Raw genomic sequence first — 16,871 nt, forward strand, 5'->3', positions numbered from 1 at the left:
GTCACTGGATGTACTGCACATCCATACAGTAACTCACAGGGGCTGGATTGATTATGTACACTTCAGGCTATGCACATCGTTCTTCGTCGTTCTCATCCGCAGCAAGTAAAATTGCGCGTGTCTCTACGGAAAACACTACAGCCGGGCTTATCAGTGAAGTTGTCTATCGCGAAGATCAGCCCATGATGACGCAACTTCTACTGTTGCCATTGTTACAGCAACTCGGTCAGCAATCGCGCTGGCAACTCTGGTTAACACCGCAACAAAAACTGAGTCGGGAATGGGTTCAGGCATCTGGGCTACCCTTAACGAAAGTAATGCAGATTAGCCAGCTCTCCCCTTGCCACACAGTGGAGTCAATGGTTCGCGCTTTACGCACGGGCAATTACAGTGTGGTGATCGGTTGGTTGACAGATGATTTGACTGAAGAAGAGCATGCTGAACTTGTTGATGCGGCAAATGAAGGTAACGCTATGGGGTTTATTATGCGTCCGGTAAGCGCATCCTCTCACACAACGAGACAACTTTCCGGGCTAAAAATTCACTCTAATTTGTATCATTAAGTAAATTTAGGATTAATCCTGGAACTTTTTTTGTCGCCCAGCCAATGCTTTCAGTCGTGACTAATTTTCCTTGCGAAGGCTTGTCTGAAGCGGTTTCCGCGTTTTTTTTCTGTAAATTGTCGCTGACAAAAAGATTAAACATACCTTATACAAGACTTTTTTTTCATATGCCTGACGGAGTTCACACTTGTAAGTTTTCAACTACGTTGTAGACTTTACATCGCTAGGGGTGCTCGGCATAAGCCGAAGATATCGGTAGAGTTAATATTGAGCAGATCCCCCGGTGAAGGATTTAACCGTGTTATCTCGTTGGAGATATTCATGGCGTATTTTGGATGATAACGAGGCGCAAAAAATGAAAAAGACAGCTATCGCGATTGCAGTGGCACTGGCTGGTTTCGCTACCGTAGCGCAGGCCGCTCCGAAAGATAACACCTGGTACACTGGTGCTAAACTGGGCTGGTCCCAGTACCATGACACTGGTTTTATTCCTAACAATGGTCCGACCCACGAAAACCAACTGGGTGCAGGTGCTTTTGGTGGTTACCAGGTTAACCCGTATGTTGGTTTTGAAATGGGTTACGACTGGTTAGGTCGTATGCCGTACAAAGGCGACAACATCAACGGCGCATACAAAGCTCAGGGCGTTCAGCTGACCGCTAAACTGGGTTACCCAATCACTGACGATCTGGACATCTACACTCGTCTGGGTGGTATGGTATGGCGTGCAGACACCAAGGCTAACGTACCTGGTGGCGCATCCTTTAAAGACCACGACACTGGCGTTTCTCCGGTTTTCGCAGGTGGTGTTGAGTACGCGATCACTCCTGAAATCGCTACCCGTCTGGAATACCAGTGGACCAACAACATCGGTGACGCAAACACCATCGGTACTCGTCCGGACAACGGTCTGCTGAGCTTGGGTGTTTCCTACCGTTTCGGTCAGGGCGAAGCAGCTCCGGTAGTTGCTCCAGCTCCGGCACCGGAAGTACAGACCAAGCACTTCACTCTGAAGTCTGACGTTCTGTTCAACTTCAACAAAGCAACCCTGAAACCGGAAGGTCAGGCTGCTCTGGATCAGCTGTACAGCCAGCTGAGCAACCTGGATCCGAAAGACGGTTCCGTAGTTGTTCTGGGTTACACTGACCGCATCGGTTCTGACGCTTACAACCAGGGTCTGTCCGAGCGCCGTGCTCAGTCTGTTGTTGATTACCTGATCTCCAAAGGTATCCCGGCAGACAAGATCTCCGCACGTGGTATGGGCGAATCCAACCCGGTTACTGGCAACACCTGTGACAACGTGAAACAGCGTGCTGCACTGATCGACTGCCTGGCTCCGGATCGTCGCGTAGAGATCGAAGTTAAAGGTATCAAAGACGTTGTAACTCAGCCGCAGGCTTAAGTTATCGTCTGGTAGAAAAACCCCGCTGCTGCGGGGTTTTTTTTGCCTTTAGTAAATTGAACTGACTTTCGTCAGTTATTCCTTACCCAGCAATGCCTGCAGATCCTGCTTCAGAGAAGACATTTTATTCGCGTATTTCTCTTTGTTTTCCGCATCTTCAATCAGCTGAACAATCGTTTCAGAAAGCGTTTTACCGCGACGCTGTGCAAGACCAGCCAGACGTTGCCAGACAATAAATTCCAGATCGATCGATTTTTTGCGCGTATGCTGGTGTTCCGCATTAAAATGGCGCTTCCGTCTGGCCCGAATGGTCTGCTTCATGCGATTGACCAGTTCCGGATTCATATGCTTGTCAATCCAGCCATTTACCAGCACGGGTTCATTTTCGAGCGAGAGCAACACATCGACGGCTTCCTGGGCGGCACTGGCTTCTATGTAACGGGTAATTAACTCCCCTTCGCGATGCTTCTTCACCAGATACTTCCATTTCCAACCGCTTTCAAGATTTTCAAGTTGTTGATATTTCATAGCGATCTCAATGTTACCGTGTAACTCTTTACAGAATATCAGCTTTTTAGGCCAGTGAAGAAAAGAATCTCCATCCTGTGAGCTTTAACGCCCAGCCAGGAGTATTGTCGGTGCTTTCTACGTGTGCTGTAGTGCCGGTTACGGTATAATCGCGGCTTTGACAACAGACTAAAAAACATCAACTTTGACCATTACGAAACTTGCATGGCGTGACCTGGTTCCTGATACCGATAGCTATCAGGAAATATTTGCTCAGCCACATTTGATTGACGAAAACGATCCTTTATTCAGTGATACTCAACCGCGACTGCAATTTGCGCTGGAGCAGTTGCTGCATACGCGAGCATCCTCCTCTTTTATGCTGGCTAAGGCCCCGGAAGAGTCTGAGTATCTGAATCTTATTACCGATGCCGCGCGTACGCTACAAAGCGATGCAGGCCAACTGGTGGGCGATCACTATGAGGTTTCCGGCCACTCCATCCGCTTACGTCACGCAGTGAGTGCAGATGATAATTTTGCGACTTTAACGCAAGTTGTCGCTGCCGACTGGGTAGAAGCGGAGCAACTCTTTGGCTGCCTGCGCCAGTTTAATGGCGACATTACCCTGCAGCCTGGTCTGGTGCATCAGGCAAATGGCGGTATTCTCATCATCTCTTTGCGTACACTGCTGGCGCAACCTCTGCTGTGGATGCGGCTGAAAAATATCGTTAACCGCGAGCGTTTTGACTGGGTTGCGTTTGATGAGTCGCGCCCTCTCCCCGTCTCTGTGCCTTCGATGCCATTGAAGCTGAAAGTCATTCTGGTAGGCGAACGCGAATCATTGGCTGATTTCCAGGAGATGGAGCCAGAGCTTTCAGAGCAGGCTATTTATAGCGAATTTGAAGATACTCTGCAGATTGTCGATACGGAGTCAGTAAGCCAGTGGTGTCGCTGGGTGACATTTACCGCCAGACATAATCACTTACCTGCCCCGGGAGCGGATGCTTGGCCGGTACTTATCCGCGAAGCAGCACGCTACACCGGTGAACAAGAAACACTTCCGCTTAGCCCGCAGTGGATCCTCCGCCAGTGTAAAGAGGTCGCCTCCCTGTGTGATGGCGACACCTTCTCCGGCGAGCAGCTAAACTTAATGCTGCAGCAGCGTGAATGGCGCGAAGGTTTCCTCGCTGAACGTATGCAGGATGAGATCCTTCAGGAGCAAATCCTGATTGAAACCGAAGGCGAACGCATCGGGCAAATTAACGCCCTTTCGGTCATTGAATTTCCGGGTCATCCACGCGCTTTTGGCGAACCTTCTCGCATTAGCTGCGTTGTGCATATTGGCGATGGTGAATTCACCGACATCGAACGCAAAGCGGAGCTTGGCGGCAATATCCATGCGAAAGGGATGATGATCATGCAGGCGTTCCTGATGTCGGAACTACAGCTTGAGCAACAGATCCCCTTCTCAGCATCGCTGACATTTGAGCAGTCATACAGTGAAGTGGATGGCGATAGTGCCTCGATGGCTGAACTCTGCGCCCTGATAAGCGCCCTCGCTGATGTGCCAGTGAATCAGAGTATCGCTATCACAGGTTCAGTCGATCAGTTCGGCCGCGTCCAGCCGGTCGGTGGTTTAAATGAGAAAATCGAAGGCTTCTTTGCTATTTGCCAGCAACGTGAGTTAACGGGGAAACAAGGTGTCATTATCCCCACTGCTAACGTTCGCCATTTAAGTCTTCACAGTGAACTGGTGAAAGCGGTAGAAGAAGGCAAATTCACCATCTGGGCAGTAGACGATGTGACTGACGCACTGCCGTTATTATTAAATCTGGTGTGGGATGGCGAAGGCCAAACGACGCTGATGCAAACCATCCAGGAACGTATCGCGCAAGCATCGCAACAGGAAGGACGTCACCGTTTTCCATGGCCATTACGTTGGCTGAACTGGTTTATTCCGAACTGATCGGACTTGTTCAGCGTACACGTGTTAGCTATCCTGCGTGCTTCAATAAAATAAGGCTTACAGAGAACATGGTAGATAAACGCGAATCCTATACAAAAGAAGACCTTCTTGCCTCTGGTCACGGTGAACTGTTTGGCGCTAAAGGCCCGCAATTGCCAGCACCGAACATGCTGATGATGGACCGTGTGGTCAAAATGACCGAAACGGGTGGTAACTTCGACAAAGGGTATGTTGAAGCAGAACTGGATATCAATCCGGATCTGTGGTTCTTCGGATGCCACTTCATTGGCGATCCGGTTATGCCGGGATGCCTGGGCCTGGACGCAATGTGGCAGCTGGTAGGGTTCTACCTCGGCTGGCTGGGCGGCGAAGGTAAAGGCCGCGCGCTGGGCGTTGGCGAAGTGAAATTCACTGGTCAGGTACTGCCGACAGCGAAAAAAGTGACCTACCGTATTCACTTTAAACGCATTGTTAATCGTCGTCTGATTATGGGTCTGGCAGATGGCGAAGTGCTGGTTGATTGTCGTCTGATCTATACCGCCAGCGACCTGAAAGTCGGTCTGTTCCAGGATACGTCTGCCTTCTGATTATCATCAGACAGAGTATCAAAAGGCGAAACCTCCGCAATGCGGAGGTTTCTTTTTAAAGAGACAGAATCAGGCCATTACTACCCTGTCCGCCATGGCTTCTCGCCAGCCTCCCAGCCATTGTGACCTTTGATTCAGCGTCTGATAGGGACACATTTCTTTTGAGCGTCCGGCGATGCCGGCCTGATAACCACGTTGATGTGCCCGTTCCAAGCGATCTCGTTTTTGTCTCTTCATGCCTCGTTTCCCTCATACTGGTTTCTGGTGGAAAAGAAAACAGTGATTACTAAATGTGCAATCACAGTTAAGCAATACCGCGAATCATAACTGCCGTCAATGCGCAAAATTCACGCCACTGTCATATTTGTGAGCTACACGGGCATGTCGGTTGTACAAAAAATGTGAAGAGGAACAAATTTTTCCGCACGTTAGAAACAAAAAAACCGCCTCAGGCAACATACCGGAGACGGTTATATTTACAAATCTTTATAATTAAGGTAGACGCTTTATCTCTTGTGCAATAGAAGCGGCTTCCTGACTCCAGACACCGGCCAGCACTTTAACCATCTCATCGTAACCATCCTGAGTTTGCACTCCTTCCAGACGGAACGGACGTTTGATCAGTTGTCCCTGGTGGTTCAACAGCCACTCACCACTGACAATGACCTTGCCATCATAGCGACCGTTAAACTCCGTTACGGTAACATTGAGCGTGTCCTGGGCGCTTCCCAGAGGCTGGGAGGCAACCACCCAGCCGGGCAGTTGCGTACTCAGGTTGGCAACCAGGGTGTTGCGCAACTGTTGATCCAACGGGCTGGCCCACAAGTTGTTGTTGGCAATCACATACTTCACATCACTGGTTTGATAAACCACACCATTCCCCGCCAGATAGTCAGGAACAGTGACCTGCTCTACCCATAACAGACGATTGCCCTGGCTGGCGGTACTTTGTGTACCGCTCTGCACCACAGGTAACTGGTAATAGTTTTTATTAATTTCGCCGGAGCTGCATCCGGCCAGCCACAGTGCTGCAATCGTCACTAGCCACTTTTTCATTGTTTCGCCCTCTTCGGCTCTGGATCTTTTTTGTCCTTCGCTTCAAATACCAGCGCGTTACTCTTCTCATTGAGCGTTTTCAGCACCGGTTGCAGTTCTCGCAACACCTGATCAAGGCGCTGCATATCCGCCACCATCTTGTTGTAGGCTGCGGAGCCAGGCTGGAAGCCCTGCATGCTGCGATTCAATTCACGCAACGTTGACTGCATATCCGTCGGCAACTGCTGCATCGACTGGCTGGCGAGGATCTTGTTCATGCTATCCAGCGTCGTTTGCAGGTTTTTCATTGTGCGCTGACTTTCAGAAAGCGTACTGGTTGCCTGTTCAATCATCGGATTCAATGGCAGTTTGTTGATCTTATCCAACGCTTCCATCAGTCGTTGCTGGATTTGCGCCAGGCCGCCGCTAACAGTCGGGATAATCTGATAACCATTAAATTCACGAATACCGGTTATTGCAGGCGTATTTGGATAGAAATCGAGATCAACATACAGTGCACCAGTGACCAGGTTTCCGGTTTTCAGCGATCCGCGTAAACCACGTTTCAACAATTCGCCAAGGTGCTCAACAACATCCGCATTTTCGCCAAGCTGCATTTTCAGCCGCTCTGGCTCGATACGAATCAGTACCGGAATACGGTAATCATCGTTAAATGTCTGACGCATATTCGGCGCAAAGAATGGCACTTTGCTTACGGTACCCAGGCGAATACCCCGGAATTCTACCGGAGCTCCCGGTTGCAGACCGCGTACCGAATCTTTAAAGAACATCAGATAATCAATGTGATCGGTGTACAACGAATCCTGAATGCTCTTCTGATCATCATACAAAACGAAAGCTGTTTTCGGTGCCACTGGCTGCCCTAAATCCAGACCTTCCGGCACATCAAAGCTAACACCGCCACTAAGCAGCGTTGTCAATGAGCCCATCTCCACACGCATCCCCGCTGACGTCAGATCAACCGCAATGCCACTATCTTTCCAGAAGCGAACATTGCTGGTCACCAGTCGGTCATAAGGTGCATTGATGAACAGTTGATAACTGATATTGCGTTTTTGCGTATCGAAGGTGCTGGTTTCAACCGAACCTACCCGATAGCCACGGAACAGCACCGGATCTCCTGGCGAGAGCTGCCCGGCTTTTTTGCTATCGAGAATCACACGGATACCTTTCGCATCAGGCGGGGCCAACGGTGGTGAGTCCAGCAAATCGTATTTATCCATTTTGCTGCCTTTCGCGCCTGGCTGCAGTTCGATATAAACTCCAGACAGCAGCGTTCCCAGGCCGCTAATCCCTTCGCGACCAATCTGCGGTTTCACCACCCAAAAGACGGTGTCTTTATGCAGCAATTTTTCCATACCGGAATTCAGCCGCGCTTTGATTTCAACGTGCGTCAAATCATCAGCCAGTGTGGCGCTTTCAACCACGCCGACGTCAACGCTACGGCTTTTAATGGTGGTTTTGCCACCTTCAATTCCTTCCGCATTCGCGGTGATCAGGGTCACTTCCGGTCCCTGATGGCTGTAATGATAAAAAAGAACCCAGGCCCCAATGAGCGCCGTGACGATAGGAAATATCCACACGGGAGACCAGTTCTTCACTTTCTGGATTTTGGCTTCCCCATTATTAGATTCCATACTGTCAGGACTCCTCATGCTCTGATTCAGGTTGACGATCCCACGACAAACGCGGGTCAAACGTCATAGCAGAAAACATTGTCATTATGACGACTAAAGCAAACATTAATGCACCCATTGCCGGATAAATACTCATTAAACCTCCCATACGCACCAGCGCCGAGAGCACCGCGATAACGAAAACGTCAATCATCGACCAGCGGCCTACAAACTCAACAACTTCATAAATCAAATGCATTCTTTCACTGTCGCGCTTGCCATGCCCTTTGGCATCCCAACACAGCCACGCGATGGCGATCATCTTTAACGTTGGCACCATAATACTGGCCAGAAAGATCACCGCAGCGACGGGATAAGAGCCTTCGCTCCATAACAGAATGACCCCAGCGAGAATCGTCGACGGCATCTTCGAGCCTAATAAATCCGTCACCATGATGGGCAAAATATTAGCCGGAAGATACAGCATGATGGACGTTACAAGCAGCGCGAGTGTCCACTGCAGGCTGTTTCTACGCCGAACGTACCCTTTGGTACTACAACGCGGGCACACGGGTTCATCAGCAGGAAGGATTGCCGTACAACAGGAGCACGAACGCAGCCCCTGACGTATCCCCGTGACGCCTGGTTTTAGCGGCTGGCGCAGTTCTGGCATCGGGGCGATGTCGTCCCATAACCAGCGACGATCAACGCACTGAAAAGCGCGCAGTTGCAGGACACAAAATAAACACCAGGGGAGAAAGCTGCTGCCTACCCCAATGCTGCCGTAAGCCATCAGTTTAACGAAACTGACCAGCACACCCGCGAGGAAAATCTCCGCCATTCCCCAGGTTTTGAGTTGAAAAAGCACCCGTGCCAGTTGCTCTTTTAAACGGACCGGTAATTCCGCGCGATTCACCAGTAACAGAATGGTTATCAGACAAAACGCGGGAACCAGTTGCACAAACAACAGGAAAAAGGTGCCGAGGCTGGCGTAGTCCTCAGAAAAAAGCACGCCGGGAATTTCCAGTAATGTAATTTCACTGGTAACTCCTGCAACGTTCATATTCACAAAAGGAAACAAGTTGGACAGCAACAGCATGAACAGTGCAGCCAACGCATAGGCGGTGGGACGCTGCCGAGGGGCATCCCACGCCACGGTTAACGTTGTGCCACACCGGGGACATGCCGCTTTCTGACCATGCTCAAGGCGCGGTAACGCCACCAGCATGTCACACTGCGAGCACAGGATGTGCTTCGCGGCATGATGATGTTCGCACATTGGTACTCCTTAATGATGCGCTATTTTACAGATGACTAACAAAGTGTTGGTTTTCATGCCTGATAAACCCAGTTCATCAGGCAATTTTACCGTTGTCAGCTGTCTCTGTTTAAATCGACTATTTTGCGATCAGCCACCATTTTTTAACGCTTCAAGATACTCCCAGCGTTCAAAGGCTTGCTCCAGCTCCTGCTCTGCAGCAGCCATATCAGCAAGCACTTTTTGCGTCTGCTCATGCGGCTGACTGAAGAAGGAAGCATCCGCCACTTGCGTCTGTAGGGCTTCCAGCTTCGCCTCCAGATCTTCGAGCAATTGCGGTAGCTGCTCCAGTTCGCGCTGCAATTTATAGCTTAGTTTGCTACTGCTGCGTTTTACAGTTTCTGCTTTTGGCGCGGCGGCTTCTTCGCTTTTTTTCACCGCAGGCTGTTTGAGTGCCACATATTGTTCTTGCTGACCACGGGCATCATGATAACCGCCAACATAACGACCAATTTTACCGCCGCCTTCGAAGATCCAGCATTCTGTAACGGTGTTATCGACAAACTGACGATCGTGGCTAACCAGCAATACCGTGCCCTGATAGCTGTCGATCAGTTCTTCCAGCAGTTCCAGCGTTTCGACATCAAGATCGTTGGTCGGTTCGTCAAGAATCAATAAGTTGCTTGGTTTGAGGAACAAACGCGCCAGCAGCAAGCGGTTCCGCTCACCGCCAGAAAGCGCACGTACTGGCGTCATCGCCCGTTTCGGATGGAACAGAAAGTCCTGCAAATAGCCCAATACGTGGCGTGGCTTGCCATTAACCATCACCTCTTGCTTACCTTCGGCAAGGTTATCCATCACCGTTTTATCGGGATCCAGTTCCGCGCGGTGCTGATCGAAATAAGCCACTTCCAGTTTGGTGCCAACGTGAATACGCCCGCTGTCCGCTTGAAGCTGACCGAGCATCAGTTTCAGCAGCGTGGTTTTGCCGCACCCATTCGGACCAATCAGGGCAATTTTGTCGCCACGTAGAACCTGGGCAGAAAAATCTTTCACCAGTTGCTTACCGTTAACCTGGTAGCAAACGTCTTCCATTTCGAAAACGATCTTACCGGAGCGGCTGGCCTCTTCCACCTGCATCTTTGCGGTACCCATCACTTCGCGACGTTCACCACGTTCGCGACGCATCGCTTTCAGGGCGCGTACGCGGCCTTCATTACGGGTACGGCGTGCTTTGATCCCCTGGCGAATCCACACTTCTTCCTGCGCCAGTTTGAGATCGAACTCGGCATTTTGTAGTTCTTCCACGCGCAGGGCTTCTTCTTTTTCCTGCAGGTACTGGTCGTAATTCCCTGGATAGGTCACCAGCTTGCCGCGATCGAGATCAACAATGCGCGTCGCCATATTGCGGATAAACGAACGGTCGTGGGAGATGAAAATAATCGTCCCATTGAAGGTTTTAAGGAACCCCTCCAGCCAGTCGATGGTTTCGATATCCAGATGGTTAGTCGGTTCGTCCAGCAGCAATACGCGCGGATTGCTCACCAGCGCGCGTCCTAATGCCGCTTTACGCAACCAGCCGCCGGAAAGCGACGACAGCGCAACGTTAGGATCTAACCCCAGTTGCGCCAGCACTTCGTTGATGCGGTTTTCCAGCTGCCACAGGTTGTGGTGATCCAGCTGTTCCTGAACCTTCGCCAGTTCGTTGAGATTTTTCTCGCTCGGGTCGTTCATCACCAGGCGCGAAATATCGTGATAGCGTTTCAGATATTCCGCTTGTTCTTCAATGCCTTCGGCAACGAAATCATAAACGCTACCCTCAACGTTACGCGGCGGATCCTGTTGCAGATGAGCTACAATCAAATCTTGCTCATAAATAATGCGACCGTCATCCAGCCCTTGTTCACGGTTGAGGATTTTCATTAACGTCGATTTGCCTGCGCCGTTGCGGCCCACCAGACAAACACGTTCGTTATCTTCGATATGCAGTTCTGCGTTATCGAGAAGCGGCGCGTCGCTGAACGACAGCCATGCGCCATGCATACTGATTAATGACATTACTATTCCTTTCAGGCTGCGGTAATCAGCCAGCAGTTGTGGATCTGGCGGTTACGGGCGAAATCCTGGGAGAGCGTTTTTTGCGTAATTTCTTGTGCTTTCAGTCCCAGTTTTGCCAGGCCGTCGAGATCCATACGGAAGCCACGTTTGTTGTTCGAGAACATGATCGTCCCACCTGCACGCAGCAGACGTTTCAAATCTTTCATCAGCGCCAGATGATCGCGCTGAACATCAAACGCATCTTCCATTCGTTTTGAGTTAGAGAAGGTTGGCGGATCGATAAAGATCAGATCGAACTGTTCATTTGCCTCACGCAGCCACGCCAGGCAATCGGCCTGAATCAGGCGATGCGCACGCCTAGTCAGGCCATTCAGACGCAGGTTGCGTTCTGCCCATTCCAGATAAGTACGCGACATATCCACGGTGGTGGTGCTGCGTGCACCGCCTAATCCCGCATGCACGGTGGCGCTGCCGGTATAAGAAAACAGGTTGAGGAAATCTTTGCCTTTGCTCATCTGACCGAGCATACGGCGGGCGATACGGTGATCGAGGAACAGACCAGTATCGAGATAATCCGTCAGGTTCACCCACAAGTGAGCGTTATATTCGGTAACTTCAAGAAACTCGCCCTTCTCGCCCAGTTTCTGGTACTGGTTTTTGCCCTTCTGGCGTTCACGGGTTTTCAGCACCAGTTTGTTTGGCGCAATCCCCAGTACCGAAATGGTTGCAGCGATAATATCGAACAGACGCTGACGCGCTTTGTGCGCATCAATAGTTTTTGGCGGCGCATACTCCTGCACCACCACCCAGTCGGCATAACGGTCAACGGCAACGTTATATTCCGGCAGATCGGCGTCATACAGGCGGTAACATTCAATCCCTTCCTGGCGTGCCCACTTCTCGAATTTTTTGAGGTTCTTACGCAGGCGGTTGGCGTAATCTTCCGCTACCATTGCCGGTTTACTGTCTGGTGTGCTTTCGGCAACGTGGTAATTTTTCTGTACGCAGTCCAGCGGGCCGTTTTTCGCCTTGTACTGTTTGTCTGCACGCAGCTGCAGGCAGCTTAGCAGATCCGGCGAGGCACTAAACAAAGAGAGATTCCAGCCACCGAACTGGTTTTTCATGATTCGGCCCAGCAGACTATGCAGCGCAATCAGCGCCGGTTCGCTGTCCAGACGTTCACCGTATGGCGGGTTGCTCAACACTGTACCGTACGGCCCTTTCGGCAGCGGATTGGTCAGTTGCGCGACATCTTTCACCTCAAAGGTGATCAGTTCACCAATCCCCGCAAGACGGGCGTTAGTGCGCGCACGTTGAATCACCCGTGCGTCGCTGTCCGAACCGTAAAAATGAGAGCTATACTCAGCCAGGCCTTTACGGGCGCGAGTTTGCGCTTCCGCTTTCACTTCCTGCCAGATAGCTTCATCATGCTGCGCCCAGCCGCTAAAGCCCCAACGCCCACGGTGCAAGCCTGGTGCGCGATCGGTCGCCAGCATCGCCGCTTCAATCAGCAACGTACCGGAACCACACATCGGATCGAGCAGCGGTGTTCCTGACTGCCAGCCGGATCGCATCACAATAGCGGCTGCCAGGGTTTCTTTGATCGGCGCAATACCAGCACGATCGCGATAGCCACGCAGATGTAAACCATCACCACTCAGATCAAGAGCGATACTGGCGGTTTCTTTATGCAGCCAGACGTTAACGCGGATATCCGGCGCATCGCGATCAACATTTGGACGCGGCAGATTTTTCCGCGTGAAAGCATCGACGATCGCGTCTTTCACTTTCATCGCGCCGTACTGACTGTTGCGGATGGTGTCATTCAAACCACTGAAGTGGACAGCGAAGGTCGCGCCAGGATTAAACATCTCTGTCCAGTTGATCGCCTGAACACCGAGATAGAGGTCTAAATCGCTGTAAACCTTACACTCGCCCAGCGGCAACATAATACGCGAGGCCAGGCGGCTCCACATCAGGCTCTGGTAAACAAGCCGTGTGTCGCCCTTGAAATGGACCCCACCCTGAACCACCTGGCATTCAACGGCCCCCAGATTTTCCAGTTCAGTTTTTAACAGCTCTTCCAGCCCACGGGCCGTACTGGCAAACAGAGAATTCATATCGTCACTTTTACTCTAAGAGCCTACCGCAGTAGGCGTAATTGTTGCAGTCAGTCTGGACATGGAGAGCGCGGAGAAACCGGAGCGTACACAAGTACGTGAGGATTTCGAGCACAACCCAGGGCCAAACTGACAAATAAAATAGCCTAACGGGACAGGCGCTAAGAAAATTGTTGCGCATTATAGCTAATAAGCGCGTCATGTCATAAAGTTGAGGGCTTATTTTCATTTGAGGACCGCACCGTGGCGACATTAACCCGGCTTTTTATTCATCCTGTTAAATCGATGCGCGGCATTGGTCTTACACATGCTCTGGCTGATGTCAGTGGTCTGGCCTTCGATCGCATCTTTATGATCACGGAACCTGACGGTACGTTTATTACCGCTCGCCAGTTTCCCCAGATGGTACGGTTTACTCCTTCACCTGTGCATGATGGCTTGCATCTCACCGCACCAGATGGCAGTAGCGCATATGTTCGTTTTGCTGATTTCGCCACACAAGACGCACCAACCGAAGTTTGGGGCACACATTTTACCGCGCGAATTGCGCCAGACGCGATCAACAAATGGCTAAGTGGATTTTTCTCCCGCGAAGTGCAATTACGCTGGGTGGGGCCACAAATGACCCGGCGCGTGAAACGCCACAACACTGTACCTCTGTCATTTGCTGATGGCTATCCTTACCTTCTTGCTAACGAAGCCTCGTTACGTGATCTCCAACAACGTTGTCCGGCCAGTGTAAAAATGGAGCAATTCCGCCCCAATCTGGTGGTTTCCGCCGCGTCAGCCTGGGAAGAAGATAGCTGGAAAGTGATTCGCATTGGTGATGTGGTGTTTGATGTGGTTAAACCTTGTAGCCGCTGTATTTTCACCACCGTCAGCCCAGAAAAAGGGCAAAAACATCCGGCAGGCGAACCATTAAAAACATTGCAATCTTTCCGCACTGCCCAGGATAACGGCGATGTCGATTTTGGTCAGAATTTAATTGCCCGTAATAGCGGCGTGATTCGCGTTGGCGATGAGGTGGAAATTCTGGCAACGGCTCCGGCAAAAATTTACGGCGCAGCTGCCGCTGATGATACCGCCAACATCACGCAACAACCGGACGCAAATGTAGATATTGACTGGCAGGGACAGGCATTTCGTGGAAATAACCAACAAGTGTTGCTGGAGCAATTAGAAAATCAGGGAATTCGTATCCCTTATTCTTGCCGCGCGGGCATTTGTGGAAGTTGCCGTGTTCAGCTTTTAGAAGGCGAAGTCACGCCGCTGAAAAAATCAGCAATGGGCGATGATGGCACCATTCTTTGCTGTAGCTGTGTACCGAAGACTGCCCTTAAGCTGACGCGTTAGACTGCCTGTTCGAGGCTGAAGCTGTCAACATTCACCTGCGGTTTCAGCCTGTCGTTCATGATTTTAATGGCGTCGCCCAACTGCATCGCGCGACCCGCAATAACAACGCAGGGTTGTGCCAGCAGGCATAGCGCGGCATTTTCGCCAGATTCAACGACCAGCAAATTGACCTGCTCGTGAGTATCGCTCAACCAAACGCAGGCCGCATCGCCCGGCATGGGCACCCACATTTCACCATGGGAGACAAAATGCCAGCTTTTCGGCATTTGCGGTTTGAGATAACGAATTGCTACCAGTGCATTCAGCACCAGTTCGGCTTTTTGGTCTTTAGATAAATTAAAATCGCGGCACTTTTCTTCAAAAGAGAAATAGAGCGCGGCATCATCAACGCAAAAGCCTGCGGGAGAAAAGGCATCTGGAGTCAACATTTTGCGCGCAAAACGTGAGCGAAATAGCATACCATTGGCTAAATCGAGCATCATTCGATCGTGCTCTTCATCGTAATACCAACGCCAGTTATCGTCTGGTTTAATTCGCATCTGCCTCTCCCCTACCCTATAAAACCGCAGCAACACAATCCATTGTCGCTTCGCTTAATAACCTCAACAATAAAAGTACAAAATGTCTAAATAAGCAACAACGATGAATATAAAACAACCAGGGCTGAAAATAAAGCCCTGATTATCTTATAAAGAGGAATTCGAAGAAATAATTAGATATGGGTAACGATTTCTTTAATCAGCGGCGGACCTTTAAAAATAAAACCAGAATAAATTTGCACCAGTGAGGCACCCGCAGCAATCTTTTCACGCGCAGCGATAACCGAGTCGATGCCGCCAACACCGATGATCGGTAAGCGACCGTTTAATTCTAGTGACAAGCGGCGAATAATTTCTGTGCTTTTTAACTGAAGCGGACGACCACTTAAGCCACCGGTTTGATCGCAATTTTTCATTCCCTGAACCAGAGAACGATCGAGAGTGGTATTGGTTGCAATAACGCCATCAATATTATGGCGAACTAAACTATCGGCAACCTGGATCAATTCGTCTTCAGAAAGATCCGGCGCGATCTTCACTGCGATCGGCACATATTTATGGTGCATCGCTTGCAAATCATTTTGCTTATTTTTAATCGCGGTTAAGAGATCATCCAGCGCTTCACCATATTGCAGCGTGCGTAATCCTGGGGTATTCGGCGATGAAATATTGATGGCGATATATCCCGCATAGGCATAGATTTTTTCCATACAAATCAGATAGTCATCTTTGCCCTGCTCCACTGGCGTATCTTTATTTTTGCCGATATTAATACCCAAGACGCCGTCATAATGGGCCTTTTTTACGTTCTCTACGAGGTTATCAACGCCAAGATTATTAAAGCCCATACGGTTGATCAAACCTTCGGCATCTACCAGACGAAAGAGACGCGGCTTGTCATTACCAGGCTGTGGACGTGGCGTGACGGTACCGATCTCGATCGATCCAAATCCCATCGCGCCTAACGCATCAATGCACTCCCCGTCTTTATCAAGACCGGCTGCCAGACCAAGCGGATTTTTAAACGTCAGGCCCATGCAGTTAACAGGTTTCGCAGGCACTTTCTGCCGCACCAGTGCTTCAAACGGTGTTCCGGTAATGCGGCGTAATTGCTGAAAAGTAAACTCATGAGCGCGCTCTGGATCGAGCTGGAAAAGGGCTTTACGAACGAAGGGGTAGTACATGAACTCTCCTGGATTCCCGGTGTGCAAACCGGGGGCGTATTATGTGCGAGTTCGGACCAAAAGGGAATTGACCTGCGGCAAAAAAAACGCAAACGTTTTCAGAACCTGTTTCAGGGCAGATTTTGCTCCTTCTTTGCACTCAACCCGCCGTAATCATTTATCGTCCGCCAGGCGACATGACACGGTGCTATTACCTGACACCAGTTTGTCTGACGCTGGCTTTTAGGCGGCACGACTCCCGCATTACTTAACGCTTTACCATTTACGCTCACCTGAATCAGGTTAATGTAGTAAGGCGTTGGGTTAGTGAGTTGTACACCCTGCGAATTCCGTGTCCAGCGTAATTGTTGATAAGCTTCCAGCGGGTCGCCCGGCAAACCTTCGGGTCGCCAGAACAGTTTAAATACCGAGCGCATCGCCACTTTTACGCTCTGATTTTCAACTTTGCCGGATGGCACGCTGGCAATACTTAACTCAAATAGCGTTTCGCGATCCACAGGCAAGATGTCGCTTTCCGTTCTCAGCAAGCGCAACGTGCCTGTAGTACCGGGCTTCAGGAGAATAAGTGGCGGAGCGGCCAGTAATAGTGCTGGCACTGTCGACGCTTCCCCCCCGGCCCAACGCGTTGGGCGATTGATTTTGCTGTTAATAAGCCAGGATTC

General features: G+C 50.5%; 15 protein-coding genes. 5 read left to right on the plus strand and 10 right to left on the minus strand.

The features are described 5' to 3' along the window. Positions 1-53 precede the first annotated feature (53 nt). Both sulA and ompA read left to right on the plus strand, forming a co-directional pair. Positions 54-563, plus strand: a complete 510-nt coding sequence (gene sulA, locus ACUU1M_RS06915; protein ID WP_000288715.1) for an SOS-induced cell division inhibitor SulA — start codon at positions 54-56, stop codon at positions 561-563. Between the two features lie 355 nt (positions 564-918). Beyond that, positions 919-1,965: a porin OmpA gene (ompA, locus tag ACUU1M_RS06920; protein WP_005047463.1), complete on the plus strand. Its 1,047-nt coding sequence runs from the start codon at positions 919-921 to the stop codon at positions 1,963-1,965. Between the two features lie 75 nt (positions 1,966-2,040). Here the strand turns inward: ompA and matP are convergent, their stop codons facing one another. After that, positions 2,041-2,493: a macrodomain Ter protein MatP gene (gene matP / locus ACUU1M_RS06925; RefSeq protein WP_000877161.1), complete on the minus strand. Its 453-nt coding sequence runs from the start codon at positions 2,491-2,493 to the stop codon at positions 2,041-2,043. A 184-nt stretch (positions 2,494-2,677) separates the two neighbouring features. On the opposite strand from matP, the gene ACUU1M_RS06930 reads away from it, so the two are divergent. Further along, the gene (locus ACUU1M_RS06930) at positions 2,678-4,438 is read left to right on the plus strand and encodes an AAA family ATPase (protein WP_000156533.1); all 1,761 of its coding nucleotides are present in this window, start codon (positions 2,678-2,680) and stop codon (positions 4,436-4,438) included. Positions 4,439-4,506: 68 nt separating this feature from the next. Continuing rightward, the gene (gene fabA, locus ACUU1M_RS06935) at positions 4,507-5,025 is read left to right on the plus strand and encodes a bifunctional 3-hydroxydecanoyl-ACP dehydratase/trans-2-decenoyl-ACP isomerase (RefSeq protein WP_005074171.1); all 519 of its coding nucleotides are present in this window, start codon (positions 4,507-4,509) and stop codon (positions 5,023-5,025) included. 69 nt (positions 5,026-5,094) lie between these two features. Here fabA and rmf read toward each other — a convergent pair whose 3' ends face one another. From rmf to rlmKL, 6 genes are all read right to left on the minus strand, one after another. Beyond that, positions 5,095-5,262 (minus strand): ribosome modulation factor, encoded by a 168-nt coding sequence (gene rmf / locus ACUU1M_RS06940; protein ID WP_000828648.1) that lies wholly within the window; start codon positions 5,260-5,262, stop codon positions 5,095-5,097. A gap of 255 nt (positions 5,263-5,517) precedes the next feature. Then, positions 5,518-6,081, minus strand: coding sequence for a membrane integrity-associated transporter subunit PqiC (pqiC, locus tag ACUU1M_RS06945; RefSeq protein ID WP_000759120.1), 564 nt, complete (start codon positions 6,079-6,081; stop codon positions 5,518-5,520). After that, on the minus strand, positions 6,078-7,718 hold the full coding sequence (pqiB, locus tag ACUU1M_RS06950; RefSeq protein WP_000445541.1) for an intermembrane transport protein PqiB: 1,641 nt from the start codon (positions 7,716-7,718) through the stop codon (positions 6,078-6,080). Before pqiB ends, pqiC begins: the two co-directional genes overlap by 4 nt. A 4-nt stretch (positions 7,719-7,722) precedes the next feature. Then, positions 7,723-8,976: a membrane integrity-associated transporter subunit PqiA gene (gene pqiA, locus ACUU1M_RS06955; protein WP_000333176.1), complete on the minus strand. Its 1,254-nt coding sequence runs from the start codon at positions 8,974-8,976 to the stop codon at positions 7,723-7,725. A 129-nt stretch (positions 8,977-9,105) separates the two neighbouring features. Then, the gene (locus ACUU1M_RS06960; RefSeq protein ID WP_000053032.1) at positions 9,106-11,013 is read right to left on the minus strand and encodes an ABC transporter ATP-binding protein; all 1,908 of its coding nucleotides are present in this window, start codon (positions 11,011-11,013) and stop codon (positions 9,106-9,108) included. An 11-nt stretch (positions 11,014-11,024) separates the two neighbouring features. Continuing rightward, positions 11,025-13,133 (minus strand): bifunctional 23S rRNA (guanine(2069)-N(7))-methyltransferase RlmK/23S rRNA (guanine(2445)-N(2))-methyltransferase RlmL, encoded by a 2,109-nt coding sequence (gene rlmKL, locus ACUU1M_RS06965; RefSeq protein WP_001086555.1) that lies wholly within the window; start codon positions 13,131-13,133, stop codon positions 11,025-11,027. A 243-nt stretch (positions 13,134-13,376) separates the two neighbouring features. On the opposite strand from rlmKL, the gene ycbX reads away from it, so the two are divergent. After that, on the plus strand, positions 13,377-14,486 hold the full coding sequence (gene ycbX, locus ACUU1M_RS06970; RefSeq protein WP_000224266.1) for a 6-N-hydroxylaminopurine resistance protein YcbX: 1,110 nt from the start codon (positions 13,377-13,379) through the stop codon (positions 14,484-14,486). Here ycbX and zapC read toward each other — a convergent pair. The 3 genes from zapC to ACUU1M_RS06985 all read right to left on the minus strand — a co-directional run. Next, positions 14,483-15,025: a cell division protein ZapC gene (gene zapC, locus ACUU1M_RS06975; RefSeq protein WP_004991542.1), complete on the minus strand. Its 543-nt coding sequence runs from the start codon at positions 15,023-15,025 to the stop codon at positions 14,483-14,485. The genes ycbX and zapC overlap by 4 nt on opposite strands. 173 nt (positions 15,026-15,198) lie before the next feature. Continuing rightward, positions 15,199-16,209 carry a quinone-dependent dihydroorotate dehydrogenase gene (pyrD, locus tag ACUU1M_RS06980; RefSeq protein ID WP_001370288.1) on the minus strand — a complete coding sequence of 337 codons (1,011 nt, stop codon included), beginning with the start codon at positions 16,207-16,209 and terminating at the stop codon, positions 15,199-15,201. Between the two features lie 110 nt (positions 16,210-16,319). Continuing rightward, a partial coding sequence (locus ACUU1M_RS06985) for a fimbrial chaperone (protein ID WP_042774450.1) occupies positions 16,320-16,871 on the minus strand: 552 nt, incomplete at its 5' end.

The organism is Shigella sp. SIG6, from assembly GCF_053555815.1.